Source organism: Streptomyces sp. x-19, from assembly GCF_046549115.1.
GTDB classification, from domain to species: Bacteria; Actinomycetota; Actinomycetes; order Streptomycetales; family Streptomycetaceae; genus Streptomyces; species Streptomyces albulus_C.
Window position 1 is genome coordinate 162,570 of the sequence record NZ_JAJPWK010000012.1, and the last position, 24,613, is coordinate 187,182.

25 protein-coding genes and 1 riboswitch are annotated in these 24,613 nt (G+C 73.1%); of the genes, 17 read left to right on the forward strand and 8 right to left on the reverse strand.

Features of this window, described 5'->3' with window-relative positions; all coding sequences use genetic code 11:
* Positions 1–44: 44 nt before the first annotated feature.
* Together ACLJT4_RS25540 and ACLJT4_RS25545 are read right to left on the reverse strand one after the other, a co-directional pair.
* Complete coding sequence (locus tag ACLJT4_RS25540) at positions 45–977, reverse strand: TIGR03619 family F420-dependent LLM class oxidoreductase (protein ID WP_411125529.1); 933 nt, start codon at positions 975–977, stop codon at positions 45–47.
* Positions 978–1,069: 92 nt separating this feature from the next.
* The gene (locus tag ACLJT4_RS25545; protein WP_411125653.1) at positions 1,070–1,723 is read right to left on the reverse strand and encodes a DUF5995 family protein; all 654 of its coding nucleotides are present in this window, start codon (positions 1,721–1,723) and stop codon (positions 1,070–1,072) included.
* Between the two features lie 303 nt (positions 1,724–2,026).
* Here ACLJT4_RS25545 and ACLJT4_RS25550 point away from each other — a divergent pair, with 303 nt between their 5' ends.
* The 3 genes from ACLJT4_RS25550 (at position 2,027) to ACLJT4_RS25560 (ending at position 4,873) form a co-directional block, all read left to right on the forward strand.
* Entirely contained in the window at positions 2,027–2,482 is a 456-nt protein-coding gene (locus ACLJT4_RS25550) for a phospholipase (protein ID WP_411125531.1), read from the forward strand.
* Between the two features lie 197 nt (positions 2,483–2,679).
* On the forward strand, positions 2,680–4,068 hold the full coding sequence (locus ACLJT4_RS25555; protein WP_411125533.1) for a uracil-xanthine permease family protein: 1,389 nt from the start codon (positions 2,680–2,682) through the stop codon (positions 4,066–4,068).
* A 10-nt stretch (positions 4,069–4,078) separates the two neighbouring features.
* A complete protein-coding gene (locus ACLJT4_RS25560) occupies positions 4,079–4,873 on the forward strand; it encodes a GntR family transcriptional regulator (RefSeq protein WP_411125535.1) in 795 nt (264 codons plus the stop codon).
* Between the two features lie 76 nt (positions 4,874–4,949).
* On the opposite strand, the gene ACLJT4_RS25565 is transcribed toward ACLJT4_RS25560, so the two are convergent.
* Complete coding sequence (locus tag ACLJT4_RS25565) at positions 4,950–5,258, reverse strand: hypothetical protein (RefSeq protein WP_411125537.1); 309 nt, start codon at positions 5,256–5,258, stop codon at positions 4,950–4,952.
* A gap of 152 nt (positions 5,259–5,410) precedes the next feature.
* On the opposite strand from ACLJT4_RS25565, the gene ACLJT4_RS25570 reads away from it, so the two are divergent.
* Together ACLJT4_RS25570 and ACLJT4_RS25575 are read left to right on the forward strand one after the other, a co-directional pair.
* On the forward strand, positions 5,411–5,947 hold the full coding sequence (locus ACLJT4_RS25570; protein ID WP_411125539.1) for a hypothetical protein: 537 nt from the start codon (positions 5,411–5,413) through the stop codon (positions 5,945–5,947).
* 174 nt (positions 5,948–6,121) lie between these two features.
* Positions 6,122–6,607: an acyl-CoA thioesterase gene (locus ACLJT4_RS25575; protein WP_411125541.1), complete on the forward strand. Its 486-nt coding sequence runs from the start codon at positions 6,122–6,124 to the stop codon at positions 6,605–6,607.
* A gap of 10 nt (positions 6,608–6,617) precedes the next feature.
* Here the strand turns inward: ACLJT4_RS25575 and ACLJT4_RS25580 are convergent, their stop codons facing one another.
* Positions 6,618–7,871, reverse strand: a complete 1,254-nt coding sequence (locus tag ACLJT4_RS25580) for an MFS transporter (RefSeq protein WP_411125543.1) — start codon at positions 7,869–7,871, stop codon at positions 6,618–6,620.
* A 70-nt stretch (positions 7,872–7,941) separates the two neighbouring features.
* Between ACLJT4_RS25580 and ACLJT4_RS25585 the strand changes: the two genes are divergently transcribed.
* Positions 7,942–9,189: an ROK family transcriptional regulator gene (locus tag ACLJT4_RS25585; protein ID WP_411125545.1), complete on the forward strand. Its 1,248-nt coding sequence runs from the start codon at positions 7,942–7,944 to the stop codon at positions 9,187–9,189.
* 56 nt (positions 9,190–9,245) lie between these two features.
* On the opposite strand, the gene ACLJT4_RS25590 is transcribed toward ACLJT4_RS25585, so the two are convergent.
* A complete protein-coding gene (locus ACLJT4_RS25590; RefSeq protein ID WP_411125547.1) occupies positions 9,246–10,022 on the reverse strand; it encodes an SDR family oxidoreductase in 777 nt (258 codons plus the stop codon).
* A gap of 214 nt (positions 10,023–10,236) precedes the next feature.
* Positions 10,237–10,367: riboswitch (FMN riboswitch) on the forward strand.
* Between the two features lie 136 nt (positions 10,368–10,503).
* Between ACLJT4_RS25590 and ribD the strand changes: the two genes are divergently transcribed.
* The 10 genes from ribD to ACLJT4_RS25640 all read left to right on the forward strand — a co-directional run bounded on the left by ribD (position 10,504) and on the right by ACLJT4_RS25640 (position 19,295).
* Positions 10,504–11,712, forward strand: a complete 1,209-nt coding sequence (gene ribD, locus ACLJT4_RS25595) for a bifunctional diaminohydroxyphosphoribosylaminopyrimidine deaminase/5-amino-6-(5-phosphoribosylamino)uracil reductase RibD (RefSeq protein ID WP_411125549.1) — start codon at positions 10,504–10,506, stop codon at positions 11,710–11,712.
* 1 nt (position 11,713) lies between these two features.
* Positions 11,714–12,349, forward strand: coding sequence for a riboflavin synthase (locus tag ACLJT4_RS25600; protein ID WP_411125551.1), 636 nt, complete (start codon positions 11,714–11,716; stop codon positions 12,347–12,349).
* Positions 12,346–13,002, forward strand: a complete 657-nt coding sequence (locus ACLJT4_RS25605; protein WP_411125553.1) for a nicotinamide riboside transporter PnuC — start codon at positions 12,346–12,348, stop codon at positions 13,000–13,002. Before ACLJT4_RS25600 ends, ACLJT4_RS25605 begins: the two co-directional genes overlap by 4 nt.
* Positions 12,999–14,285: a bifunctional 3,4-dihydroxy-2-butanone-4-phosphate synthase/GTP cyclohydrolase II gene (locus tag ACLJT4_RS25610; protein WP_411125555.1), complete on the forward strand. Its 1,287-nt coding sequence runs from the start codon at positions 12,999–13,001 to the stop codon at positions 14,283–14,285. Before ACLJT4_RS25605 ends, ACLJT4_RS25610 begins: the two co-directional genes overlap by 4 nt.
* 55 nt (positions 14,286–14,340) lie before the next feature.
* The gene (gene ribH / locus ACLJT4_RS25615) at positions 14,341–14,826 is read left to right on the forward strand and encodes a 6,7-dimethyl-8-ribityllumazine synthase (RefSeq protein ID WP_016571912.1); all 486 of its coding nucleotides are present in this window, start codon (positions 14,341–14,343) and stop codon (positions 14,824–14,826) included.
* A 101-nt stretch (positions 14,827–14,927) separates the two neighbouring features.
* The gene (locus tag ACLJT4_RS25620) at positions 14,928–15,200 is read left to right on the forward strand and encodes a phosphoribosyl-ATP diphosphatase (RefSeq protein ID WP_016571913.1); all 273 of its coding nucleotides are present in this window, start codon (positions 14,928–14,930) and stop codon (positions 15,198–15,200) included.
* 56 nt (positions 15,201–15,256) lie between these two features.
* A complete protein-coding gene (gene hisG, locus ACLJT4_RS25625) occupies positions 15,257–16,105 on the forward strand; it encodes an ATP phosphoribosyltransferase (RefSeq protein WP_016571914.1) in 849 nt (282 codons plus the stop codon).
* A gap of 54 nt (positions 16,106–16,159) precedes the next feature.
* Positions 16,160–16,630, forward strand: coding sequence for a PH domain-containing protein (locus ACLJT4_RS25630; RefSeq protein WP_411125558.1), 471 nt, complete (start codon positions 16,160–16,162; stop codon positions 16,628–16,630).
* 173 nt (positions 16,631–16,803) lie between these two features.
* Positions 16,804–18,168 (forward strand): hemolysin family protein, encoded by a 1,365-nt coding sequence (locus ACLJT4_RS25635; protein WP_411125560.1) that lies wholly within the window; start codon positions 16,804–16,806, stop codon positions 18,166–18,168.
* Positions 18,165–19,295 (forward strand): hemolysin family protein, encoded by a 1,131-nt coding sequence (locus ACLJT4_RS25640; protein WP_411125562.1) that lies wholly within the window; start codon positions 18,165–18,167, stop codon positions 19,293–19,295. Before ACLJT4_RS25635 ends, ACLJT4_RS25640 begins: the two co-directional genes overlap by 4 nt.
* A 92-nt stretch (positions 19,296–19,387) precedes the next feature.
* On the opposite strand, the gene ACLJT4_RS25645 is transcribed toward ACLJT4_RS25640, so the two are convergent.
* A complete protein-coding gene (locus ACLJT4_RS25645) occupies positions 19,388–21,289 on the reverse strand; it encodes an AAA family ATPase (RefSeq protein WP_411125564.1) in 1,902 nt (633 codons plus the stop codon).
* Positions 21,290–21,785: 496 nt separating this feature from the next.
* Positions 21,786–22,382, reverse strand: a complete 597-nt coding sequence (locus tag ACLJT4_RS25650) for a uridine kinase (RefSeq protein ID WP_411125566.1) — start codon at positions 22,380–22,382, stop codon at positions 21,786–21,788.
* Positions 22,383–22,530: 148 nt separating this feature from the next.
* On the opposite strand from ACLJT4_RS25650, the gene ACLJT4_RS25655 reads away from it, so the two are divergent.
* On the forward strand, positions 22,531–23,916 hold the full coding sequence (locus tag ACLJT4_RS25655; RefSeq protein ID WP_411125568.1) for a peptidase C39 family protein: 1,386 nt from the start codon (positions 22,531–22,533) through the stop codon (positions 23,914–23,916).
* Here the strand turns inward: ACLJT4_RS25655 and ACLJT4_RS25660 are convergent.
* Complete coding sequence (locus ACLJT4_RS25660; protein ID WP_411125570.1) at positions 23,869–24,612, reverse strand: tyrosine-type recombinase/integrase; 744 nt, start codon at positions 24,610–24,612, stop codon at positions 23,869–23,871. The two genes, ACLJT4_RS25655 and ACLJT4_RS25660, sit on opposite strands and share 48 nt — an antisense overlap.
* Position 24,613 lies beyond the last annotated feature (1 nt).

A 24,613-nucleotide genomic window follows, 5' to 3' on the forward strand; every position in this document is an offset into this window, starting at 1 on the left:
GTACCGGTGGGTGGGCCCGCACGACGCGCGCCCACCCACCGCCGTCACAAGCCGGCCGCGCGGATGCGGCCGTGGAGTTCGGCGGCCCGGTCGGCCAGCTCCGCGCCGTCGCGGCAGTGCACCTGGAGGTCCACCAGCACCTCCCGCGCCCCGGCGTCCGCGGCACCGGCCAGGTCCGCCAGCACCTGCTCGTGACTGCCGGTGTACGGCGGGCGCCCGGCCTTCGGCAGCGGCGCGTCGGTCAGCTCGACCCCGACTCGCAGCACGACGTCCAGCTCCGCCGCGTCCCGGCCGTGGCGTTCGGCGGCGCCGGCCAGCCGGGCCAGGAGCGGGGCCAGCCGCTCGCCCGTCAGGTGGGCCGGGAGCCAGCCGTCGGCGCGCCGCGCCACCCGGTCCAGGGCCCGGCCGCCGCCCCCGGCGAGGTAGACGGGGATCGGGCGGGCCGGTTTGGGTCCGACCGAGGCCGGGGCGATCTCCGTCCAGCGCCCCCGGTAGGCGACCGGATCGGGGCCCCAGACGGCGGCGCAGACGTCCAACAACTCGTCCAACTGGGCGCCGCGGTCGGCGTACGGGGTGATCCCGGCGGCCCGGTACTCGTCCTGCGACCAGCCCGTTCCCAGCCCCGCCAGCACCCGTCCGCCACTGGCCGCGTCCAGCGACGCCAGCGTCCGGGCGAGCGGGAACGGCGCGTGCAGCCCGGAGACCAGCACGCTGCTGCCCAACCTGACCCGGTCGGTGACGGCGGCGGCCAGCGCGAGGGCCACCAGCGGGTCGGCGCACCGTTGGTAGAAGTCGGGCCAGGGAAGGTCCGGCACGCCGTAGAGCCCGTCGAGCGGCGCGCGCGGGAACACCGTCCGCTCGAAGACCCAGACGCTGTCGAAGCCGATCTCCTCCGCGGCGCGGGCCACGTCCCGCACCGCGCGCCGCGGGTCGTACTGCGGCATCTGGGGCAGCCCCAGTCCCAGTCGTAACGTCATGGGGCGCACCTTACGACGCGCTGCCCGGCGGCGGAACGAAGCCGACGCCGGACGTGGCGGGCCCGCTCCCGACGCCGCACCGGACCCGCCGGCTAGCCCAGCGGGGTCAGCAGGCAGCGGCCGATCAGCCCGACGCTCGCGTCCAGCCGGTCGGCGAACTCCTCCACCACGTCCGGCAGCCGGCGGACGCCCCACATCATGCGGGCCGCGGCCCAGGCGCCGTCACGGGCCCGGTCCAGGCTCCAGGAGCCGATCAGGTGGGTGAGCGGATCGGCGACGTCCAGGAGGTCGGGGCCGGGCATCAGGGTCTCCCGGATGCCCTCCTCCAGGCCGGTCAGGATCGTGCCGATGCGGTCGAAGTCGCCTTCCAGGGAGGGGGGTTCGCAGTCCAGCGCCCGACAGGTGTCCACGACGGCCAGTGCGAGGTCGTGCCCGATGTGGGCGTTGATGCCGGCCAGCGCGAACTGCAGCGGACGGACCCGGGGATGCCCGCGCAGCTGGAACAGCGGCCGCCAACAGGCCGGCGGTCGCCGCCCGGTGGCGTCGGCGTCCACCGCGGTGAAGTAGCGACGGGCGAACTGGACGTCCAACTCGCCGGCGGCCACCGGGTCCTCGAAGGCACCGCCCCCCACCCGTTGGGCGACGGCCTCGGTGACGGTCAAGTAGACCCGGTTGAACACGGCCACCCCGTCGTCGGCGGGCAGTGCCCCGTCCAGCGCCCGCATCCGGGCCAGTACGTGCGCCACCCCCGCCTGCTCCGCGGGTCCGGTGGGGCCCGCGGCGCCGTCGGCGGGTCCTGCGGCGGTGTGCTGCGGGCCGTTGCCGCCGTGCTGCTGAAGGGTCGTCATCCGCTCAGCGTGACATCGGCGCGACCTCGAATACGGCCAAGAACATGGCGAGTTGACCGGATCGGCGTAATAATCGGCGCGCCGTCCTGAGGTACTTCCCCGGTACCTCCCGCGCATCCGGCGTCCCTTGAGAAAACAATATCCACTCGGCATCCCAGGAAACGCCGCATGACCGCGGCGCGGAATTCCGGAGGTTGATCCGTGTCCCGAAGACGTGCCGCCGCGCTGGTCACGCCGCTGCTCGCGGTCTCGGTGCTGACCGCGGCCGCCGCTCCGGCCCACGCCGTCCCCGCCGACAGGCCGCAGGTGATGGCGGGCTTCACGCAGACCAGCGCGGCCAGTTACGGCAACTGGCTGGCCGCCCGCGACGCTCAGGGAAAATGGGCCGTCTACGCCTTCGACTGGTCCACCGACTATTGCTCCAAGTCGCCGGACAACCCCTTCGGCTTCCCTTTCAAGCTCTCCTGTGCCCGGCACGACTTCGGTTACCGCAACTACAAGAAGGCGGGCACGTTCGCCGCCAACAAGACCCGCCTGGACCGTGCCCTGTACGAGGATGTGAAGCGGGTCTGCGCCGGTTATTCCGGCGCGCAGAAGACGTCCTGCAACGGACTTGCCTGGACGTATTACCAGGCCGTCAAGAAACTCGGAAAGTAACCCCGGCGACGCTCCGGGGGCGCGGCCGGCCGCCCCACCGCGCCCCCGGGTCCGCCGCACGGCGGACATCGTGGTGGAAGCGGTCAGCGCCGCGGGTCGCCGGCCGATCGCGGTCGAGTTTGTCCTGAAGCCGCGGTTCGGTTATGAATCCCCTCGGCTCTGTGACGTGCAGGGCGTCGCAGAAGTGGAGAGCGTTCATGGTCGGCTTGCGGTGGAAGGTTCACGGGGACGGGCGGCACCTGAAGCCGGGGGAGGTCGTCAAGCCGGGGGAGCGCCTGACGTGGGGACGCACGATCGCGCTGGGCGCGCAGCACGTCGTCTCGATGATCGGCGCGTGCTTCGTCGCCCCGGTCCTCATGGGGTTGGACCCGAGCCTGGCCCTCATGGCCTCGGGCGTCGCCACCGTGCTCTTCCTGGTGGTGACGCGCGGGCGCATCCCGAGCTACCTGGGGTCGTCGCTCTCCTTCGTCGGCGTGTCCGCGGTGATCGCCGGTCAGGGCGGGGACGCCGGCACCCTGACGGGCGCCATGCTCGTCGTCGGCGCCTGTCTGGCGGGCTGCGGCATCGTCATCCACGTCCTCGGGGCCCGGGTGATCCATGCGGTCCTCCCGCCCGTCGTGACGGGTGCCGTCGTGATGCTGATCGGCTTCAACCTGGCACCGGTGACGGCCTCGACCTACTGGCCGCAGGACCAGTGGACGGCCCTGGCGACCATGATGTTCACCGGCCTCGCCCTGGTCGTGCTCCGGGGTTTCTGGTCACGGGTCGCGATCTTCCTCGGCCTGGTCTTCGGCTACGTGCTGTCGTGGATCCTCGACCGCACCACCGGAATGATCCATGCGGCCAACGGCGCGGGGAAGGTGACCGACCACTGGCGCATCGACTTCTCCGGTGTCCAGAAGGCCGACTGGATCGGGCTGCCGACGTTCCACGCACCGAACTTCTCGGCCTCCGCCGTGTTGGTGGCACTCCCGGTCCTGGTGGCCCTCGTCGCGGAGAACACCGGGCACGTCAAGGCGGTCGGGGAGATGACCGGTGACGCCCTGGACGACAAGATGGGGCTGGCCATCGTCGCCGACGGCACGGCAACGGTCCTGTCGACGGCGGTCGGCGGTCCCGCCACGACGACGTACGCCGAGAACATCGGGGTGATGGCGGCGACCCGGGTCTACTCCACCGCGGCCTACTGGGCGGCGGCCGGCTTCGCCGTCCTCTTCGGCCTGTGCCCGAAGTTCGGCGCGGTGGTCGCCGCGATCCCCGGCGGGGTGCTCGGCGGCATCACGGTCATCCTCTACGGCATGATCGGCTTGCTGGGCGCGCAGATCTGGATCCGGAACAAGGTCGACTTCACGGTTCCGCTGAACCTCATTCCCGCCGCGGCCGGCATCATCATCGCGATCGGCGGCGTCTCGCTGAAGTTCACGGAGCACTTCGAACTCGGTGGCATCGCACTGGGCACGCTCATCGTGCTGACCGGCTATCACGGGCTGCGCTGGCTTTCCCAGGCGGCCGGCCAGGGCCGCATGCCCCTGCTGGACGCGGGGACCAGCGACTACGACAGTTCTGCCGACCGCAACGATCGATAGGAGACGGACGATGACCCGCGTGGAGTCGGACCGGACCGGTTACCGGGAGGTCGCGGCGCGCATCCGCGCCGACGTGGAGGCCGGCGTCTGGCCGACCGGCCGGCCGATCCCCGGCATCGACCGGCTGAAGGACCGCTACGAAGTGGCCCGCCAGACGGCCAACCGCGCGGTCCAGCACCTGGTGTCGGAGGGGCTGCTGTACAGCGAGGGGCGCCGCGGCACGTTCATCCGCCCCGCGGCCCCCGCGCGGACGGTGGCCCGGGACCGGCACGTCCGCCGCGACGCGCGGGGCTACTTCTTCGGCCCGAACGCGGCGGATTGGCGCGGCGTCGGCACTCCGACCCAGGAAGTGGGCCCGCCGCCGGCCGACGCGGCGGAGCTGCTCGGCGTCGCCGCGGGCGAACCCGTGCTGATCAGGGACCGCGCCATCGGCCCGCCGGACGCCTCCCACCCCTGGCAACTGGCGACGTCCTACCTCCCGATGACGCTCGTCGACCGGCTCCCGGTCCTCGGTGCGGACGAGACCGGGCCCGGGGGCATCTACGACCGGATCGAAGAGCACTTCGGCGCCGCGCTCTCCTGGGAGGAGACGGTGGCCGCCCGGCCCGCCGACGACCGCGAGCAGCGGCTCCTGCGGATCGGGGCCGGCCTGCCGGTCCTGGTGATCACGCGGGTGTCCCGGGTCGGGGAGCAGGTCGTGGAGGTGAACCGCACCCGGATGTCCGCCGATCGCTTCACCGTGACGTATGCGGTGGCGCGCGACGAGGAGACCGCGCGCTGGCCGCGCGCGGGCGGGCGGGACTAGGGCGTGTCCGACGGGTCAGGGCCGGATCGGCGGGACCTCGGCCCGGCGGGCGTCGCCCCGCCGGGCCGTCGGTCTACTACTCCACCGCGTACAGGAGCCGGTACTCCGCCCCGTCCGCGCGGAAGCGCAGACTGCGCTCGCCGGGCGTGTCCGTGATCCACTGCTCCCCGAGCCCGCCGTCCCCGCCCGGGGTGCCGGTCTCCCCGAGGGAGACGGCGATCGTCCCCGTGAAGTCGCAGTCGTACTTCACGGTGTACATCCGGTCTCCCAGCACCGTTCCGTTCCAGACGGTGCCGCGGTCCTGGACGACGAGCCGCTGCTCGTCGAAGCCGCCCCAGCCCTCAGTCGTGACGCACGTGAGCTTCTCCAGATACAGCTTGGCCATGCCGTCCCCTGTGAACGATCCTTCTCGACCCTGCACATCCTGTCGATCGGCAATAAACGATCACTAAACGTACGGGCGCGGCGTTCGTACCGATCCGGGAGGCCGCAGACGCCGCGTCGAGAGCGGCAACGGACTCGTTAGGCTCCGATTCCATGGGCTTCACAGTGATCGCTCGCGTCAGCATGGGCTATGCCCTCGTCCTGGTGTCCCTCTTCACCCTGATAGTCATCGGCTCCCTGTTCGTGGCACGGGACGCCCTGCTCTCCGACTACCCGCCCGCGATCAGGGAGCGGTACGGGACGCAGAGCGCACGCGGCCGGCGGACCGCGGCGGTGGCCGGCCTGCTGAACCTCGCGCTGTTCATCGCCGTTCCGGTGGTCGGCGTGCTGGACCTGCACGGCCGGACCGAGGGACGCCTGGGCTTCCTGCCGCCGTTCGTCCTGGGGACCACCGGCTTCCTCGCCCTGACCCTGTTCGACCTGCTGGTCATCGACTGGCTGCTGTTCTGCACCGTGCGGCCGCGCTTCATGGTGCTCCCCGGCACCGAGGGCATGCCGGAATACCGTGACCTCGCCTTCCACGCCAAGGTGCTGGTCCCCCGCCCCGTTCCCTGGCCGCTCCTGGCCGTCCCCGGCTACGGGGCGCTGGTGGGAGGGCTGGCCTGGCTCGTCGAGACCGTGGCCGCCTGAGGGGCCGGGCGCGGGCGGTGCGGCGGCGCGGGCGGGGCCTCGTCGGGGACCGTCGTGCACGGGTGGACGCAAAGCATTCTAAGCAGCCGCTTACTATGGCTCGGGCTCGTCGCGCCGGACCGCCGGCGCCGCCCGCACCGGACCACCCACTCGGATTTCCCAGGAGCACCACCCGTGACCGTTGAACCCCTCCAGGCCGCCGCCCCCGTCCCCTACGGGCAACTGGTCCCCGTCACGGTCCACTTCGACGACCTCGACGCGCTCGGCATGCTCCACAACTCCCGCTACCCGCTGCTCGCCGAACGTGCCTGGGCGGAGTACTGGCACGGCCTCGGCTTCGGCTTCGACGGTGACTGGGCGACCGCGGGCGACATGTGCAACGTCATCAAGGAGATGAAGGTCTCCTACGAGCGCCCGGTCACCCGCGCCGGCCACTACGCCGCGCACCTGTGGGTCGAACGCCTCGGCCGCACCAGCCTGACCTACGGCTTCCGGCTCTGCTCCGCCGACGGCACCGACACCCACGCCCAGGGCCACCGCGTGCTGGTCCGCGTCGACCCGCAGTCCCTGCGCCCCACCCCGTGGTCGGACCGGGCCCGGACGATCGCCGCGGACCTGCTCCGGCCGGAGCAGGCGGACGACGAGGCCGCCGCGGCCTGAGCGGCGGCGGTCAGGAGCGTTCCAGGCCGCTGCCGCGGTCGGCGGGTGCCGGCCCGCCCGTCGACGCCGTCCGGGCCGGTACCCGCAGCACCCGGGCCCCCGCCACCAGGCCGCAGGTCAACACCGCCACCAGGGCGAACGAGCCCGTCAGGGACGTCGCCTGGGCGATTCCGCCGATCGCGGAGGGGGCGATCAGCCCCGAGGTGTAGGTGATCGTGGCCACCCCGGCGATGGCCTGGCTGGGGGCCGGGCCACTGTGCCCGGCCGCCGCGAACGCCAGCGGAACCACCACCGCGATCCCCAGTCCGACCAGGCCGAAGCCGGCCAGCGCCGGCGCCGGATGGCCGGCGGTGACGATCAACAGCCCGCCGACGGTGGCCAGCACCCCGCCCGCCCGGACCGTGCGCACCGGGCCGAAGCGGGCCACCACCCTGTCCCCGGCCAGCCGCGCGACCGCCATGGTGCAGGAGAACGCGGTGGTGGAGGCGGCCGCCAGCCCCGCGTCCGTGCCCAACCGGTCGCGGAGGTAGACCGCCGACCAGTCCAACGAGGCGCCCTCGGCGAACACCGCGCAGAACCCTATGACGCCGATGACCAGCGCCGACCGGGGCGGCAGCGCGAAGCGCGGCGGCGGATGCTCCTCGGGGCCGCTGCGCAGGTCCAGTACGCCCTGGCAGGCGAGCGCCCCGAGCACGGTCAACACCAGTGCGGCGCCGGCCAGATGGAGCCGGGCGTCGGTGCCGCTGTGCGCGGCGACGGTGCCGACCGCCGAGCCGAGCAGCGCGCCCAGGCTCCACATGCCGTGCAGCCCGGACATGATCGGCTTCCCCCACCGGTCCTCGGTCTCCACGCCCAGTGCGTTCATCGCCACGTCCGCCGTGCCCGAGGTGCCGCCGTAGACCAACAGCGCGCCGCACAGCACGAGGAGGTTGGGGGAGAGGGCGGGCAGCGCCAGCGACAGGGTCCACAGGGCGAGCAGGGCGCGCAGCGCCGTGCGGGCGCCGAAACGGTGGCTGATCCGGCCGGCCAGCGGCATCGCCAGCGACGCGCCGATCGCCGGGAAGGCGAGGGCCAGGCCGAGTTGACCCGGTGGGATCTGGGTGTGGTCCTGGATCCAGGGGATGCGGGTGGCGAAGTTTCCGGTGACCGATCCGTGGACGAGGAACACCGCGGCGATCGCCCAACGGGCGCGGCGCAGCCGGTGGTCGGGAAGTGGGGGCAGCGGGGCGCGGGGGGTGGCGTCGGGAACGCCGTGGCCAGCCATGGCCGGTAAACTATCAGGAACCCTGCCTGATAATAAGAGTGACGGCTCGTCAGGATGGAAGAATCCAGCCATGCATGCACCGCTCGCGGCAGCCGCCGGCCGTACCGCCTCCCCGGCCACCGCCCGGCTCATCAACGACCGACTGGCCCTCCAACTCCTCCAGTCCGAGGGCCCTTTGACGGCAAATCAACTCAAGAACCTGACCGGACTGTCCCGCCCCACCGTCGCGGACCTCGTCGACCGCCTCCAGGCTGCCGGACTGGTCGCCGTGGTCGGCGAGAGCGGTGCCCAGCGCCGCGGCCCCAACGCCCGGCTCTACGGGATCGTCGCCGACCGCGCCCACCTGCTCGGCCTCGACCTGCGCACCCGCACCCTCACCGTGGCGGTCGCCGACCTCCTCGGCCGGGTGCGGGCCGAACGCACCGTGCCGGTCGGCGCGCCCGCCGCCGACCGGCCGGCCGCCACCCCGGCCGACACCACCGCAGCGGCCCTCGCCACCGCGCTCGCCGCCGTCGACACGACGCTCGCCGAGGCCGGGGCCACCGCTCCGCACACCCTCGCCATCGGCGCACCCGGCCTGGTCGACCCGGTCACCGGGCGGCTCGGCGGCTCCGCCCCCACCTGGCACGCCGCGCTGATCGGCGCCCTGCGCGACCGCCGGACCGGCACCCTGCTGCTGGAGAACGAGGTCAACCTCGCCGCCCTCGCCGAACAGCGCGACGGCGCCGCCCGCGACCGCGACACCTTCGTCCTGCTCTGGCTCGGCCACGGCACCGGCGCCGCCGTGGTCCTGGACGGTGCGGTGCGGCGCGGCGCCTCCGGCGGCGCCGGCGAGATCGGCTTCCTGCCCGTCCCGGGCACCGGCGGACTGCCCTCCGCCACCGGCTGCGACGGCGGCTTCCACTCCCTGGCCGGCTCCGCCGCGATCAGTCGGCTCGCCGCGGAACACGGCCGCCCGGTGCCCCCCGCCGACGGCCCGGAACGCACCGACGCCCCGCCCGCCGAAGCCCTGGTCCGCAACGCGGTGGCCGCGGGCGACGCCGCTGCCGGCTTCCTCGACGACCTGGCCGCCCGGATCGCGCTCGGCGTGTCGGGCGTGTGCGCGGTGCTCGATCCCGGGTGCGTCGTGCTCGGCGGCGAGATCGGCCGGGCCGGCGGCGCGCCGCTCGCCGAGCGCGTCGCCGACCACCTCGCCCGGCTCTCCCCGCTGCACACCGACGTCCGGGCCGGCACGGTCGGCGGCCGGGCGGTGCTGCGCGGCGCGGTGCTCGCCGCCCGGGACGCCGCGCAGGACGACCTGTTCGGTCCCGCCGGCTGAACCCGCCGGGACCGGCCCGGGCCCCGTCGCGCCCCGGGCCCGCGCCGGCCACCGGCTCACCCGCCGGTCCGGGCCGCCAGGAACTCCCCGTAGGTGCGACGGCCCACCGCGTGCTCGGGCGTGAGGTTCTCGCCGCGCCGCAGCGCAGCGACCGTCGGGCCGGGCAGCCACACCGGCAGCGGCAGCCGACGCCGCCCGCCGGCCCGCAGCGTCATCCGGACCACCTCGTCGGCCGTCAGCACCTCGGGCCCGCCCACGTCGGCGACCCGCCCGGCCGGCCCGAGCAGCGCCAACTCGGCGAGCCGGTCGGCCACTTCGCCGGAGTCCACCGGCTGGAAGCGGACCCCCGCGGGTACCGGGAGGACCGGCGAACGGGCCCCCGTCTTGACCAGGTGCAGCAGCAGGTCGTGGAACTGCGTCGTCCGCAGCACCGTGAAGCCGATCCCGGACTCCGCCACCAGCCGCTCCACCGCGAGCTTGGCGCGGTAGTAGCGCAGCGGGATCCGGTCCACGCCGACGATCGAGATGTAGACCAGGTGCCGGACGCCGGCTCCGCGCGCCGCTTCGACGAGCCGTCCGGCCGCCTCCGCGTCGCCGCCGGCGAGGGTGGAGGCGCAGTGCACGACCGTGCCCACGCCCGCCACCGCCTCCGCCAGCCCGGTGCCGTCCCGCAGGTCGACCGCGTACGACCGCGGGCGGGGCCGCGCGACCCCGGTGTGCGGGTGGCGGCTCAGCGACCGGACGCCGTGGCCGGCGGTCAGCAGCCGGTCGACCACGGCGCGCCCGAGGGTGCCCGTGCCGCCGGTGACCAGGATCTCCGTCGTGTCCGTCATCGCGGACCCTCCTTGCATGCGGGGAAAAGGCAGAAAGGGAAGAGAAAGGGAAGAGAAGGGGAGAGGGGAGAAGGTGGGCGTACCGACCCATGACGGAACACCGGACGTGACGGTGACGGACGGCGCGCCCACGCCCTGTGAGACAGCCCACAGCGCTTCGCTCGCATGGCCGACGATCGGCCGTGGCAGACTGGAGCTGTACTGACATAAGCAGCAGCGCACTCCGGGGTCGGTGTAATTCCGAACCGGCGGTTATAGTCCGCGACCCGTCCGCAGCCAGCGGCCGGTTGAGCAGGTGAAATTCCTGCACCGACGGTGAAAGTCCGGATGGGAGGCAGTGCGCGGCGGGCCAGCTTGAGGTACACCGCCGTCGGCGGCGCGTCCGGACGTCTCGTTCGGTCGGGCCGTTCCGTGCCGACCCGGTGTCCTTCGGCTTCAGCGTCCGCTCCTGTCGTCCAGACAGCCCCGGAGTCCGTGCCCGATGAGGCAGGAGGACCCGGTGGCCACCTCAGCCCCCGTGGAGACCGCGGCGATGCGCCGGGCCATCGAGCTCGCCGCCCGCGGCCTCGGTCACACCAGCCCGAACCCGGTCGTCGGTTGTGTCGTCCTGGATTCCGCGGGCCGCACCGCGGGCGAGGGCTGGCATCAACGGGCCGGCGGACCGCACGCCGAGGTTCACGCCCTACGGGCCGCCGGCGAGCGCGCCCGGGGTGGCACCGCGGTGGTCACTCTGGAGCCCTGCAACCACACCGGTCGCACCGGCCCCTGTGCCCGGGCGCTGATCGACGCCGGCGTCGCCCGCGTCGTCTACGCCGTCTCCGACCCCAACCCCTCCGCCACCGGCGGCGCACTGACCCTGGCCGAGGCCGGGATCGACGTCGAGGGCGGACTGCTCGCCGACGAGGCCGCCGCCGGCAACGAAGCCTGGTTGACCTCGGTGCTGCGCGGCCGCCCGTTCGTCCTCTGGAAATACGCCGCCACGCTGGACGGCAGGATCGCCGCCGCCGACGGCACCAGCCGCTGGATCTCCTCGCCCGAGTCCCGCGCCGACGTGCACCGGCTGCGCGCCGCCGCGGACGCCGTGATCGTCGGCTCGGGCACCGCCCGCGCCGACGATCCGCAGCTCGGCGCGCGGGTCTCCGGGCTCGCGGACGACGCGGTCAGCCAGCCGCTGCGGGTGGTCGTCGACTCCAGCGCCAGCGCCGTCAAGGCCGGCGCCCGGGTCCTGGACGGCACCGCGCCGACCCTGATCGCGGTCGCCGAGGACGCGGACGCCGCCCACCTCGAAGGGCTCGCCCCGCTCGTCCGGCTGCCGCGCGCACCGCAGGGGCGCGGCCTGTCCATCCCCGCCCTGCTCCAGGCCCTCCAGGCCCGCGACGTGCGGTCCGTACTGCTCGAAGGCGGGCCGACGCTGGCCGGCGCCTTCCTCGCCGCCGGGGCCGTCGACAAGGTCGTCGGCTACCTCGCGCCGGTGCTGCTCGGTGCCGGCCCGTCCGTCGTCGGCGACGTCGGAATCACCACCCTCACCCAGGCGTTGCGGCTCGACGTGACCGACACCGATCGGCTCGGCCCCGACCTGCGCATCACCGCCACCGTGTCCCACCCCGCCACTGCCGGGACGCGGCCCCGGCCCGTCACCGCCCGTGCAGCCAAGGGCTCCGCCTCCGCACTCCGTCCCGAGGAGAACTGACGTGTTCACCGGAATCGTCGAAGAACTGGGTGAGGTCGTCGCCGTCGAGAACCTCGGCGACAGCTCCCTCTTCCGCCTGCGCGGCCCCGTCGTCACCGAGGGCGCCAAGCACGGCGACTCGATCGCCGTCAACGGCGTCTGCCTGACCGTCGTGGACACCGCGGACGGCGAGTTCACCGCCGACGTGATGGCCGAGACCCTGCAGCGCTCCAGCCTCGGCGCGCTGACCATCGGCTCCCGGGTCAACCTGGAACGCCCGATGGCCCTCGGCGGACGGCTCGGCGGCCACCTCGTCCAAGGCCACGTCGACGGCACCGGCACCATCGTCGAGCGCACCCCCGGCGAACGCTGGGAGTTGGTGAAGGTCGCGCTGCCCGCCCAACTCGCCCGCTACGTCGTCGAGAAGGGCTCCATCACGGTCGACGGCGTCAGCCTCACCGTCGTCGACGCCGCCGACGACCACTTCACCATCAGCCTCATCCCCACCACCCTCGCCCTGACCACGCTCGGCATCAAGGCGCCCGGCGACCCGGTCAACCTGGAGGTGGACGTGCTCGCCAAGTACGTCGAGCGGCTGCTCGGCCGGGGCGACGGGGACGCCGGCGACCTCGCGGAGATCAAGGAGATGGACCGGTGAGCGTCCTCGACTGGCTCAACGGCCCGGCCTTCACGGCCTTCGGCCAGCGGGTCATCTGGTCCGACATGATCGGCAACACCGTCGGCCTGGCCGCCCTCGCGCTCGGCTGGCGACGCTCGATCTGGACCTGGCCCACCCAGTTCCTTTCCGGCGTCATCCTCGTCGCGGCCTACGCCTCCGCCCACCTCAGCGGCGGCGTAGGCAAGCAACTGCTGGTCATCGGCGTGGCGCTGTGGGGCTGGCGGCAGTGGCAGCGCGGCCGGCGGCAGGCCCAGGACGGCTCGATCGCCGTCCGGTTCGCCACCTGGCGCGAGCGCGGGCTGCTGATCGGCGGCACCGCCCTCGGCACGCTCGCCGTCGGCGGCCTGTTCGCCCTGGTCCCGCAGCTGTCCTGGAACCCCTGGCCGGACGCCTACATCTTCGTCGGCACGCTCGCCGCGATGGTCGCCCAGGCCCGCGGGCTGGTCGAGTTCTGGTTCGCCTGGCTGCTGGTCGACGTGGTCGGCGTCCCGCTGGCCTTCAGCAGCGGCCTGGCCTTCTCCGGGCTCGTCTACGTCGTCTACCTCGCGCTCGTCGCCTGGGGCATGCGCGACTGGTGGCTCCGCTCGCGGACCGCCGCCGAACGCCCCGCACTGGAAGGAGCCGCAGCATGACCGCACTGCAGAGCTGGTACGGCGAGACCGGGGCCGGCGCGCTCACGCTCGACCCGATCGAGCGGGCGATCGCCGACATCGCCGCCGGCCGGCCGGTCGTCGTGGTCGACGACGAGAGCCGGGAGAACGAGGGCGACCTGATCGTCGCGGCCGAGAAGGCCACCCCGGAGATCGTCGCGTTCATGATGAGCGAGTGCCGCGGTCTGATCTGCGCCCCCATGGAGGGCCCCGACCTGGACCGCCTCGACCTCCCGCAGATGGTCGACCGGAACACCGAGTCGATGGGCACCGCCTTCACCGTCTCGGTCGACGCCACCGCCGCGCACGGCGTCAGCACCGGCATCTCCGCCGCCGACCGCGCCACCACCCTCAGGCTGCTGGCCGCCGGCGGCTCGACCGCCGGCGACTTCGTCCGGCCCGGCCACGTCTTCCCGCTGCGCGCCAAGCCCGGCGGCGTGCTGGTCCGCAACGGGCACACCGAGGCCGGGGTGGACCTCGCCCGCCTGGCCGGACTGCGCCCGGCCGCCGCCATCGTCGAGATCGCCGGTGAGGACGGCACCATGTTGCGGCTGCCCGAGCTGGTCCCGTTCGCCCGCAAGCACGGGTTGGCGATCATCTCCATCGAGGACCTGATCGCCTACCGCCGGTCCGCCGAACCCACGGTCCGCCGCGAGGCCACCACCCGGCTGCCCACCGCCCACGGCGAGTTCACCGCCCACGGCTACCGCTCCACGGCCGACGGCGTCGAGCACGTCGCCCTGGTCGCCGGCGACCTCGGCGACGGCGAGGACGTCCTGGTCCGGATCCACTCCGAGTGCCTGACCGGCGACGTCTTCCAGTCGCAGCGCTGCGACTGCGGCCCCCAGCTGGCGGAGTCGCTGCGCCGGATCGACGAGGCCGGCCGCGGCGTGGTGGTCTACCTCCGCGGCCACGAGGGACGCGGCATCGGACTGCTGTCCAAGCTGCGCGCCTACGAGCTCCAGGAGCGCGGCCGGGACACCCTCGACGCCAACCTCGAACTGGGGCTGCCGGCCGACTCCCGGGACTACGGCGCCGGCGCCCAGATGCTCCGCGACCTCGGCGTGCGCTCGCTGCGCCTGATGACCAACAACCCCGAGAAGACCGCCGCCCTGGTGCGCCACGGCCTCACCGTCACCGGCCGCGAGCCGATGCCCGTCCAGGCCGGCGAGCACAACCTGCGGTACCTGCGCACCAAGCGCGACCGGATGGGCCACGACCTGCCCTGGCTGGACGGCACACCGAGCACCTGCGCCAACCAGTGACCACCCCATCACCACGTCAACCGAACACCGACACGTCACCCGTACGAGGAGAAGCATGAGCGGCAAGGGCGCACCCGAACTGACCGTGAAGAACTGTGGCGACCTGCGGGTGGCCGTGATCGCCGCACAGTGGCACCAGCAGGTCATGGACGGCCTGGTGGACGGCGCGCTGCGGGCCCTGGGCGACCTGGGCATCGACGAGCCGACGCTGCTGCGGGTGCCCGGAACCTTCGAGCTGCCGGTCGTCGCCAAGGTTCTCGCCGGCCGCGGCTACGACGCGGTGGTCGCGCTGGGCGTGGTGATCCGCGGCGGCACCCCGCACTTCGACTACGTGTGCCAGGGCGTCACCCAGGGCCTGACCCAGGTCGCGGTGGACACCGGCGTTCCGGTCGGCTTCGGCGTGTTGACCTGCGACACCGAGGAGCAGGCGCTGGACCGTGCCGGACTGCCCGGATCCGTCGAGGACAAGGGGCACGAGGCGGTCACCGCCGCCGTCGCCACCGCCGCGACGCTCCGCACCGTCGCGGAGCCCTGGCGCTGAGCCGCCCCGATCAGTCCCCGGTCGGAGGCGCCCCGGCCCACCGGCCTTCGCACGAGGCGCTGCGCGTCGCAGCGACGTCACCGCGTAGGGTAGGCGCCATCATGTCCAAGAAGACGTTCGAGGAGCTCTTCGCCGAGCTCCAGCAGAAGGCCGCCACGGGCGACCCCGCCACCTCCCGCACCGCCGAACTCGTGCAGGCCGGTGTCCACACGATCGGCAAGAAGATCGTCGAAGAGGCCGCGGAGGTGTGGATGGCCGCGGAGCACGAGTCCCACGACGCCGCCGCCGAGGAGATCTCGCAGCTCCTCTACCACCTCCAGGTGATGATGGTCGCCAAGGGAATCTCCCTCGACGACGTCTACGCCCACCTCTGATCCAGCCACCCCCACGCACGTCCCCAACTCCCTTAGCTGCAAAGGAAATCGCTGTCATGCTGCGCATCGCTGTCCCCAACAAGGGTTCACTGTCCGAGCCTGCGTCGGCGATGCTCCATGAGGCCGGCTACCGCCAGCGCAAGGACCGCCGCGAACTGGTCCTGGTCGACGCGGAGAACGACGTCGAGTTCTTCTTCCTGCGCCCCCGCGACATCGCGGTCTACGTGGGCTCCGGCAAGCTCGACATCGGCATCACCGGCCGCGACCTGCTGCTGGACTCCGGCTCGCCGGCCGAGGAGATCCTCCAGCTCGGCTTCGCCGGCTCCACGTTCCGCTACGCCACCCGTCCCGGGACCGCCAAGGACGTCAGCGAGTTCGGCGGGATGACCATCGCCACCTCCTTCTCCGGCCTGGTCACCAAGCACCTCGCCGACAACGGGGTGGACGCCTCCGTCGTCCACCTCGACGGCGCGGTCGAGACCGCCATCCAGCTCGGCGTCGCCCAGATCATCGCCGACGTCGTGGAGACCGGCACCACCCTGCGCAACGCCGGCCTGGAGATCATCGGCGAGCCGATCCTGAAGTCCGAGGCCGTGGTCATCCGCGGCACCGGCGCCCCGGACGACGACCCGAAGGTCCGCCAGTTCCTCCGCCGCATGCAGGGCGTCCTGGTGGCCCGCCGGTACGTGATGATGGACTACGACATCCGCGTCGACCAGGTCGAGAAGGCCGTGGCGCTCACCCCGGGCCTGGAGTCCCCGACCGTCTCCCCGCTGCACCACGAAGGCTGGGTCGCGGTCCGCTCCATGGTTCCGGCCAAGGACGCCCAGCGCATCATGGACGAGCTGTACGACCTCGGCGCCCGGGCGATCCTGACCACCGGCATCCACGCCTGCCGGCTCTGACGCACCGCCGCCACCGCCGCCAGCACCTCCAACCCTCCTGACGGAAGACGACACGTGTCCGCGCCCGCGTCCCCCGCTGCCGCCCTGCCCGCCCTCCCGGTGACCTTCCGGCCGTCCCGCACCCGGGCCGTCCTGTACACCGTCGGGATCGCCCAGCTCGCCGCCCTCACCGCGATCGCGGTGCTGCTGCCGGAGCTGAGCGGCGGCGAGCGGATCAGCTTCGTCGGCACCGGGGTGCTCGTGGGCGCCGTCCTCCTACTGCTCAGCCGCCCCCGGGTGGTCGCGCGGCAGGAGGGCGTCACGGTCGTCAACCTCACCACCCGACGCGACCTGGCGTGGGCCCAGGTCCTGGGCGTCAACCTCCGTGCCGGCGACCCCTGGGTCCATCTGGACCTCGCCGACGGCACCAGCCTGCCCGCGATGGGCATCCAGCCCGGCGTCGCCCGGGAGCAGGCCATCCGCGACGCCCGTGCGCTCCGCGACCTCGTCGAGCGGCACGGTGCCGTCGACCACACGGCCCGCTGACCCTGCCGCAAGGCGGGCCCCGCTGTTTACTCTGTTCTCCGGGGTGCACCCGCACCCCTGCCCCTGAGTGGGCCCCAACGACCCGAGGAGTGACTCCCTCCGGCAATGGACGGATCGTCCTGTAGTACCTGCGCCGCCCCTCCCGAACCTCCGCATACGATGGAGGCGGCGGCATGACCGGCCCCCTGCTGCTCCTCCTTGCGGCACTCGCACTGATCTTGGCCAACGGCTTCTTCGTGGCCGCCGAGTTCGGCCTCGTCACCGTCGAGAAGGCGGACGCCGAACGGGCCGCCGCCGACGGCGACCGCCGGGCCGGCACCGTGGTCTCCGCACTGCGCGAACTCTCCTTCCAGCTCTCCGGCACCCAACTCGGCATCACCATCACCTCCTTGGTGGTCGGCATGCTCGCCGAGCCGGCGCTGGCCGAACTGCTGTCCGGCCCGCTGCTCGCACTCGGCCTGCCCAAGGGCGCCGTCCCGGGCATCGCGGTGGTCATCGGCATGTTGGTCGCCTCCGCCGTCCAGATGGTCATCGGCGAGCTGGTGCCCAAGAACTGGGCGGTCTCCAAGCCGCTCCAGGTCGCCCGCTTCGTCGCCGGCCCCCAGGACGCGTTCTCCCGCTTCTTCCGGCCGGTGATCACCATGCTGAACACCGTCGCCAACCGGCTGGTCCGCGCCCTGGGCGTGGAGCCGACCGACGAACTGGCCTCCGCCCGCACCCCCGGCGAGCTGGTCTCGCTGGCCCGGCACTCCGCCCTGGCCGGTGCGATCGAGCAGGACACCGCGGACCTCTTCGTCCGCACCCTCTCACTCGGCGACCTCACCGCGGAGAACGTGATGACGCCCCGCGTCCGGGTCAGCGCCCTCCAGGCCAACGCCACCGCCGAGGACGTCGTCAACCTCACCCGGGCCACCGGCCTCTCCCGCTTCCCCGTCTACCGCACCCGGCTCGACGAGATCGTCGGCATGGTGCACCTCAAGGACGCCCTGGCGGTCCCCGCCGAGGAGCGGCTGCGCATCCCGGCGGCCCGGATCGCGGTGCCGCCGCTGCTGGTGCCCGAGACGCTGCCGGTGCAGCCGCTGCTGGAGCGACTGCGCAGCGAGCAGCCGATCGCCGTCGTCGTCGACGAGTACGGCGGCACCGCCGGCGTGGTCACCCTGGAGGACATCATCGAGGAACTCGTCGGCGAGGTCCGCGACGAGCACGACCGGGTGGACCTGCCCGAACTGGGTCAGGCCCCGCCCGAGGACGGCCGCCCCGCCTGGGACGCCGACGGCGGCTGCCGGGTCGACACCCTGCGTCGCATCGGCCTGGACGCCCCCGACGGCCCGTACGAGACGGTCGCCGGCCTGGTCGCCCACATACTCGGCCGGATCCCGGCCCCCGGCGACACCGCGGAGCTCGACGGGTGGCGCCTGCGGGTGCGGCTGGTCGCGCACCACCGCGCCGAGCGGATACGGCTGGTCCGGCTGGCGACCCCGGTCGTCCCCGAGGCCGCCCGCGAGCGGGTCGCTGCCGGTGCGGAGGTGGCCCGATGACCATGGCCCAGCTCCTCCTCGCGCTGCTGCTCGTGCTCGTCAACGGCTTCTTCGTCGGCGCCGAGTTCGCCCTGGTCTCGGTCCGCCGCAGCCAGGTCGAACCGCTCGCCGCCATGGGTTCCAAACGGGCCCGCCGGGTCCTGCACGGCCTGGAGAACCTGCCGCAGATGATGGCCGCCGCCCAGTTCGGCATCACCGTCTGCTCCCTGACCCTCGGCGCGGTCGCCGAACCGACCGTCGCCAGCCTGCTGGAACCGGTCTTCGAGGCCGTCCACCTGCCCGAGGCCCTGGTCCACCCGCTGGGCTACGCCCTCGCCCTCGCGCTGGTGGTCTTCCTCCACCTGGTGATCGGCGAGATGGTCCCCAAGAACCTGGCGATGGCCGCGCCGGAGAAGACCGCCCTGTGGTTCAGCCCCGGACTGGTCGCCTTCGCCCGACTGTGCCGCCCGGTCACCGCGCTGCTCGGCGCACTGGCCCGGGGCGTGCTGCGACTCTTCCGCGTGGAGCCCAAGGACGAGGTCGAGGCGGTCTTCACTAGCGAGCAGCTCACCCACCTCGTCGAGGACTCCGGGCAGGCGGGCCTGCTCGACCCGGTCGAGCAGGAACGGCTCTCCGACGCCCTGGAGCTCGGCAGCCGACCCGTCACCGACGTGCTCCTCGACCCCGCCGGGCTGATCACCGTCGAGCCGACGGTGACGCCCCGCCAGGTGGAGGAGCTGACCGTACGGACCGGCTACTCCCGTTTCCCGGTCTGCGCGCCCGGCGGCGCCTACATGGGGTACCTGCACGTCAAGGACGTCCTGGACCTGGAGGACCGGAAGCGGGCGGTGCCGCAGCGGATCTGGCACCCGATGACCACACTGCGCGCCGAACTGCCGCTGGACGACGCCCTGACCGCGATGCGCCGGGCCGCCTCGCACCTCGCCGCGGTGGCCGACGCCAGCGGTCGGGTGCTCGGCCTGGTCGCCCTGGAAGACGTCCTGGAGATGCTGGTCGGTGAGGTCCGCGATCCGGCGCACCGCACGGAGTCGACGGCCGGCCCGGCGCCCCGCGCGGGCACCGAGCGGGTCGGCGCACCGCAGGCCGGGGCGCCACTGGCGGCCGAGGATCCCGCGCTGGCCGGCTGACGCCGGACGGACACGCGGACGTGGGGGCGCGCCGGACGTGGGGGCGCGCCGGACGACCGGCGCGCCCCCACGCGCGTCCGGCCGTCGGTGCCCTAGAAGTCCATTCCCTTGGGCGGTGCCTGCGGATCGGGCCCGCGCCCCGAGAGCACCTCGCCGTATGCCTGCATCAGGTCCGCCAGGCGGAGGGTGGCGAGGTCGTCCCGGGTCGGCGTGCCCAGCCAGGTCGACAGCCGCAGATCGCGGTAGGCGCAGCTCTTCTCGTACAGGGTCCGCAGGAACCGGCCGTTGCCCAGCTCGTCGATCCAGCCCTGCTCGACGACGTGGCCGTTGATGCTGCGCAGTTCGTCGCGGGCCTCCTCGTCCCAGCGGTCGCCGTTCTCCGCCGCCAGCACTTCGCCGATCTTGGTGAGTTCGAGCGGGCGGTAGCTGGGGAAGTCGACGCGGCTGGTGAACCGCGAGGACAGCCCGGGGTTGGCGGCCAGCAGCCGGTCCATGCCCTCGGGGTAGCCGGCCAGGATGACCACCAGCCGGTCGCGGTTGTCCTCGGCGCGCTTGAGCAGGACCTGCAGCGCCTCGTCGCCGTACGCGTCGCCCTTGCTGTAGCCGGAGTTGGACAGGCTGTACGCCTCGTCGACGAAGAGCACCCCGCCGAGCGCCGAGTCGATCAGTTCGTTCGCCTTGACCGCGGTCTGGCCGAGGAACTCTCCGACCAGATCCGCCCGTTGGGCCTCCACGAGATGGTCGCCGCCCAGCAGCCCCAGCGCGTAGAAGACCCGGCCGAGTATCCGGGCCACGGTGGTCTTGCCGGTCCCCGAGGGGCCGGAGAAGACGAAGTGCCGCTTCGGGGGCGCCACCGGCAGGCCCTGACCGGCGCGCAGCCGGGCCATCCGCAACTGCGCGGAGAGCGCCCGCACGTGCCGCTTTACCGGCTCCATGCCGACCATCCGCTCCAGCTCCGCCAGCGCCTTCTCCAGCAGCACCGGGTCGGCCGGTCCGGTGGGCAGGAGCGGGCCGCCGCGACGGCCCGGCGGGACGGTCTTCCGTCGCGCCGCGCCGCCGTCCCCCACGGGCGGCCCGGTCGTCTCGGGCGGCGGCGCGGTCGGCTCGTCGGCCAGCAGCAACTCCCGGCCGTCCACCGGGTCCAGCGGCGCCAGCGGGTCGAGGTCGCCGCCGGCCTCCTGCACCGGGCCCTGGGCGGACACCGTCGCCAGCCCGGCGCCCTCGTCCAGCCCGTCGGCCTCCGCGATGGCCGCCAACCGGGCCGCGGTGTCCATGAACGTCGGATCGACCCGGTGCACCGCGCGGTAGAGGGGGAGCGCGGCGGCACTGCGCCCGGTGCCCTCGTAGGCGCGGGCGAGCCAGTACCGCAACTCCTTGCGCTGCGGCTGCTCGCTGCGGCAGCGCATCAGCGCCGCGGCCAGCAGCGGTTCGGCCTGCCCGTACATCTCCAGCCGGACCCGTGCCATCCCGCCGAACAGCCCCGCCTCGATGCCCAGCACCGGATCGCCCAGCAGCGGTTCGGTGTGCCGGACGAGCTGGTCCCAGTCCTTGACGAGATAGGCGCGGCAGGCGTGCAGGAACCGGACCTGGGGGTCGGTCTCCACCGGGGGGCAGCCGGCCAGCGCCTGGTCCAGCTCGGCGACGTGGCGTCCGTCGAGCCAGTGCGAGGCGTGCGCCAGCAGCAGGTCACGACCGGTCTCCAGCACCGGCTGGACCCACCAGCCGAGCCAGTACCACGAGTTGAGGGAGCGCCGGTGCCGGGCGCGCTGCTCGCCGAAGCGGTCCCGGTGCTGGTGCATCCGCAGCAGCGCCATGGTGGTGTCCGCGCGCAGCGCGTGCAGTCCGAGCCAGGCGTCGGCCATCGACGGATCGAGTCGCACCGCGGACCGGAACTCCTCCTCGGCCTGGGGGTAGGCCCCCATGGTGTAGGCGTCGACCGCGCGCAACCAAGCGAGTTCGGCCGGGGCGGGCGAACCCTGAGCGCCGACTTCCATCCCGTCCCCCCACAAAACGTCCCCCCGTGGTGTACCACCGGACGTGTGCCGGGCCGTGGGTCCAGGTCCTGCTCGGTCCTGGCCGAACCGGCGTGCGGCGGGCGGGAGTTGCCCTGCCACGCACCCGGGTCCGGGTCCTGCGGTGGCACAGACTCGCATCGTACCTGCGCTGTCGGTGCAGGTCGTAGAGGGCCGCACGAGGTGGAAGCAGGGGCGGACGAGGGGGCGCACCGGCGCGAAGAGAACGGTGACCCAGGGTGAGGAAAATGCCGCCCGGCGAGCGCCGCGGTCGGTGTTCCACACAGGACGAAGCCCCCGATCACGGGGGAACAACCGGGGGCTTCGCGTCTGCAGGCGGTCCGTTGAACCGCACATTGAGAACGTAAGTCCTGTACGCCCCCTAGGTCAAGCGGAGTTGGCGCACTCGGCGGGTCCCGGTCAGTGCCCGTCGGTGTGTCAGCCATGGTCGGCTACGCAGGGTGAAATCCGGGCCCGCTCACGGCGCGTCGGCCGGTCCCACAAGCACCTCGTACCCCATCTGCCCCTGGCGTACCAGGAGATCGGCGTGCGGTCGGGACGGATCCGCCGCGAAGTGCGCGCGCTCCGCCGGAATCCAGCCATCCCAGAACGTGGAGAGCCCCGGACCGTCGCGGAGTTGGCCTCGTTCCCATGCCTGTTCGCGCGTCAGTTCCATCCACAGCAGGCACGCGGTGTACGGGCGCAGCGCGCGCCGCCCGGTGCCCACGCCCTCGACGACCACCACCGGCTCCGGCGGCAACTCCCGCACCGCGTCGAACTCCCGCCGCACCCAGTCGTAGACCTCGTAGCGCGCCGGCTCGCCCCGTGACAGCGGCGCCAGCACCTGCTCCCGGAACCGGCCGCTCCAGGCGAACAGCTCCTCGTGGGTCGCGAGGTCGTCGGTGTGCACCACCGGGGCGCCGCCCAGCGCCGCCGCCAACCGCCCGGCGAAGGTGCTCTTGCCGGATCCCGCGTGCCCGTCCACGGCGATCAGCCGCACCGGGCCGCACGACGGCGGCAGGGTGCGCAGCCGGGCGGCCAGCGAGGTCAGTACCGGGTCCGGGGTCGGGGTCATCCCACCAGCGTACGCCAGTGGTCCACACCAATATTCGTGGCGCGACGCGCGTCGGACCGCCTTCCTAAGCCCGTCCGCAACGGCAATAGTTGAGCCCACCCGCACCACCCCGCACCGCGATCCGTCCGCACCGACTGGGGGACCTCACATGACCAGCTCCGCGCCCCGGCGCACCGTCCTGGCCGCCGTGCTCGCCGCAGCCGCGGGCGCCGCCGCCCCGCCCCTGGCCGCGGCCGCCGGCGCACCCGCCCGCCGCCCCGTCCCGCCGGTTCCCGCCCCCACCGCCCGAACGAAGAGCCCCGTGGACTACCACGCCTGGACCACCGCCGCCGACTGGCACCAGGGCACCGCCCACGGCACCCGCGTCGTGGCCGCCGCCCGCCCCGGCATCGCCCTCGCCCGCCCCGCCGGCATCACCGTCTACCGCGACCCGCACACCAACAAGACCGCCACCTGGGAGTACGCCACCTGGACCAGCCCGGCGCACCGCCTGCCGGTCCCCGCCACCGAGGCCGTCGCCTCCTGGAACGCGCACACCCCCGCCGGCACCTGGATCGCCGTAGAGCTGGGCGGTACCTACTCCGACGGCGGCCGAACCCCCTGGTACGTCATGGGCCGCTGGACCGCCGGCGACGGCGAGAGCGACATCCGGCGCACCTCCGTCGACGATCAGAAGGACGGCCGGAGCGCCGTCTCCACCGACACCTTCGCCGTCGACGACCCGTCGAGCGGTCTCCGGCTGGCCGCCTACCAACTCCGCGTCACCCTGTACCGCCGACCCGGCAGCACCGACACCCCCACCGTCTGGCGCCTCGGTGCGATGGCCTCCGACCTCCCCGACCGCTTCGAGGTGCCGGCCTCCGCCCCCGGCCTCGTCGGCCGCGAACTCCAGGTCCCGCGCTACTCGCAGGAGATCCACAAGGGCCAGTACCCGCAGTACGACAACGGGGGAGAGGCGTGGTGCAGCCCCACCTCCTCCCAGATGATCATCGAGCACTGGGGCCGCCGCCCCACCCCGCAGCAGCTCTCCTGGGTCGACCCCTCCTACGCCGACCCCCAGGTCTGCCACGCCGCCCGCTACACCTTCGACTACCAGTACGACGGCTGCGGCAACTGGCCCTTCAACGCGGCCTACGCCGCCACCTACCGAGACCTCCAGGCCGTCGTCACCCGCCTCTCCTCCCTCACCGACGTCGAACGCCTCGTCCACGCCGGCCTCCCCGTCATCACCTCCCAGTCCTTCCTCAAGACCGAACTCGACGGCGCCGGCTACGGCACCGCCGGCCACCTGATGACCGTCATCGGCTTCACCCCCACCGGCGACGTCATCGCCAACGACCCGGCCTCCCCCGACGACCCCGCCGTCCGCCGCGTCTACAAGCGCCGCCAATTCGAAAACATCTGGCTGCGGACGAAGCGCCACGACGAAAAAGGCCAGGTCAAGAGCGGTTCCGGGGGTGTCTGCTACCTCTACTTCCCCGTCAACTCAACACCGACTCAGCACCGCGTCCTGCGCGAGCTCGGGATCCGGTAACAGCTCATGCCGCCAAGCCGACCGCCAGCCCCTCCGGGGGCCCTGGAAGGTCGTCGTCACGACCTGGCGGTAGCGCTCGCGGCCGTCCTGGGTGAGATGGCGGTACTGGGCGACCGTGATCCTCATGGACCGGTGTCCGAGCCGACGGGACACCTCATGAATGGCAGCCCTAGGTGTCAGGGGCGCGGTCGCCCATTTACGGCGGAGGTCGTGCGGCGTGTCATCGCGGAGCCCCAGCCGCTCGATGGCACGGTCCCATGCATTGCGGACGAGCCCGGGACAGGTCATGCCGCCTTGCTGATCGAGAACGGGGAAGCGGCCGGCATAGGCGGCGAAGAATTCAGGCAGCGGCACATCGCGCCATTCCCCTTCCTGCCGGCGCTTCGGGAGGGGGCGTAGCGGGCCGCGTCGAGGCCGCCCTTTTCCCGATACCGGACCATCTGGCGGCGCAGGCACAGCGTGTTGTCCTGCGGGCTTCTCCGCACCCCTGAACGGGAGTTGTCGGCGATGTGCTTGTGGCGTACCCCGCGAGACCTTTCCGGCGGCGGGTCGATGAAGGCGTTCTCGCGCTTGTCGTTCGACTTTGGTGGCGAAGTCCCGCCGTGTCCTTCCTGCGGTCGAACGACTTCTCACGTTGCCGGGCGCCGTGTCCGCCCGGCTGGCGGTAGTGGACAGCCCAGCGCTTTTCGAGTTCATT

What these genes read in the sequence shown, in the direction of transcription:
- ACLJT4_RS25560 (WP_411125535.1), top strand. Translation starts at nt 4,079, where the DNA reads ATGACCCGCGTGGAGTCGGACCGGACCGGTTACCGGGAGGTCGCGGCG.
- ACLJT4_RS25565 (WP_411125537.1), bottom strand. Translation starts at nt 5,258, where the DNA reads ATGGCCAAGCTGTATCTGGAGAAGCTCACGTGCGTCACGACTGAGGGC.
- ACLJT4_RS25555 (WP_411125533.1), top strand. Translation starts at nt 2,680, where the DNA reads ATGGTCGGCTTGCGGTGGAAGGTTCACGGGGACGGGCGGCACCTGAAG.
- ACLJT4_RS25660 (WP_411125570.1), bottom strand. Translation starts at nt 24,612, where the DNA reads ATGAACTCGAAAAGCGCTGGGCTGTCCACTACCGCCAGCCGGGCGGAC.
- ACLJT4_RS25650 (WP_411125566.1), bottom strand. Translation starts at nt 22,382, where the DNA reads ATGACCCCGACCCCGGACCCGGTACTGACCTCGCTGGCCGCCCGGCTG.
- ACLJT4_RS25655 (WP_411125568.1), top strand. Translation starts at nt 22,531, where the DNA reads ATGACCAGCTCCGCGCCCCGGCGCACCGTCCTGGCCGCCGTGCTCGCC.
- ACLJT4_RS25580 (WP_411125543.1), bottom strand. Translation starts at nt 7,871, where the DNA reads ATGGCTGGCCACGGCGTTCCCGACGCCACCCCCCGCGCCCCGCTGCCC.
- ACLJT4_RS25635 (WP_411125560.1), top strand. Translation starts at nt 16,804, where the DNA reads ATGACCGGCCCCCTGCTGCTCCTCCTTGCGGCACTCGCACTGATCTTG.
- ACLJT4_RS25590 (WP_411125547.1), bottom strand. Translation starts at nt 10,022, where the DNA reads ATGACGGACACGACGGAGATCCTGGTCACCGGCGGCACGGGCACCCTC.
- ACLJT4_RS25570 (WP_411125539.1), top strand. Translation starts at nt 5,411, where the DNA reads ATGGGCTTCACAGTGATCGCTCGCGTCAGCATGGGCTATGCCCTCGTC.
- ribH (WP_016571912.1), top strand. Translation starts at nt 14,341, where the DNA reads ATGAGCGGCAAGGGCGCACCCGAACTGACCGTGAAGAACTGTGGCGAC.
- ACLJT4_RS25645 (WP_411125564.1), bottom strand. Translation starts at nt 21,289, where the DNA reads ATGGAAGTCGGCGCTCAGGGTTCGCCCGCCCCGGCCGAACTCGCTTGG.
- ACLJT4_RS25640 (WP_411125562.1), top strand. Translation starts at nt 18,165, where the DNA reads ATGACCATGGCCCAGCTCCTCCTCGCGCTGCTGCTCGTGCTCGTCAAC.
- ACLJT4_RS25620 (WP_016571913.1), top strand. Translation starts at nt 14,928, where the DNA reads ATGTCCAAGAAGACGTTCGAGGAGCTCTTCGCCGAGCTCCAGCAGAAG.
- ribD (WP_411125549.1), top strand. Translation starts at nt 10,504, where the DNA reads ATGAGGCAGGAGGACCCGGTGGCCACCTCAGCCCCCGTGGAGACCGCG.
- ACLJT4_RS25540 (WP_411125529.1), bottom strand. Translation starts at nt 977, where the DNA reads ATGACGTTACGACTGGGACTGGGGCTGCCCCAGATGCCGCAGTACGAC.
- hisG (WP_016571914.1), top strand. Translation starts at nt 15,257, where the DNA reads ATGCTGCGCATCGCTGTCCCCAACAAGGGTTCACTGTCCGAGCCTGCG.
- ACLJT4_RS25585 (WP_411125545.1), top strand. Translation starts at nt 7,942, where the DNA reads ATGCATGCACCGCTCGCGGCAGCCGCCGGCCGTACCGCCTCCCCGGCC.
- ACLJT4_RS25610 (WP_411125555.1), top strand. Translation starts at nt 12,999, where the DNA reads ATGACCGCACTGCAGAGCTGGTACGGCGAGACCGGGGCCGGCGCGCTC.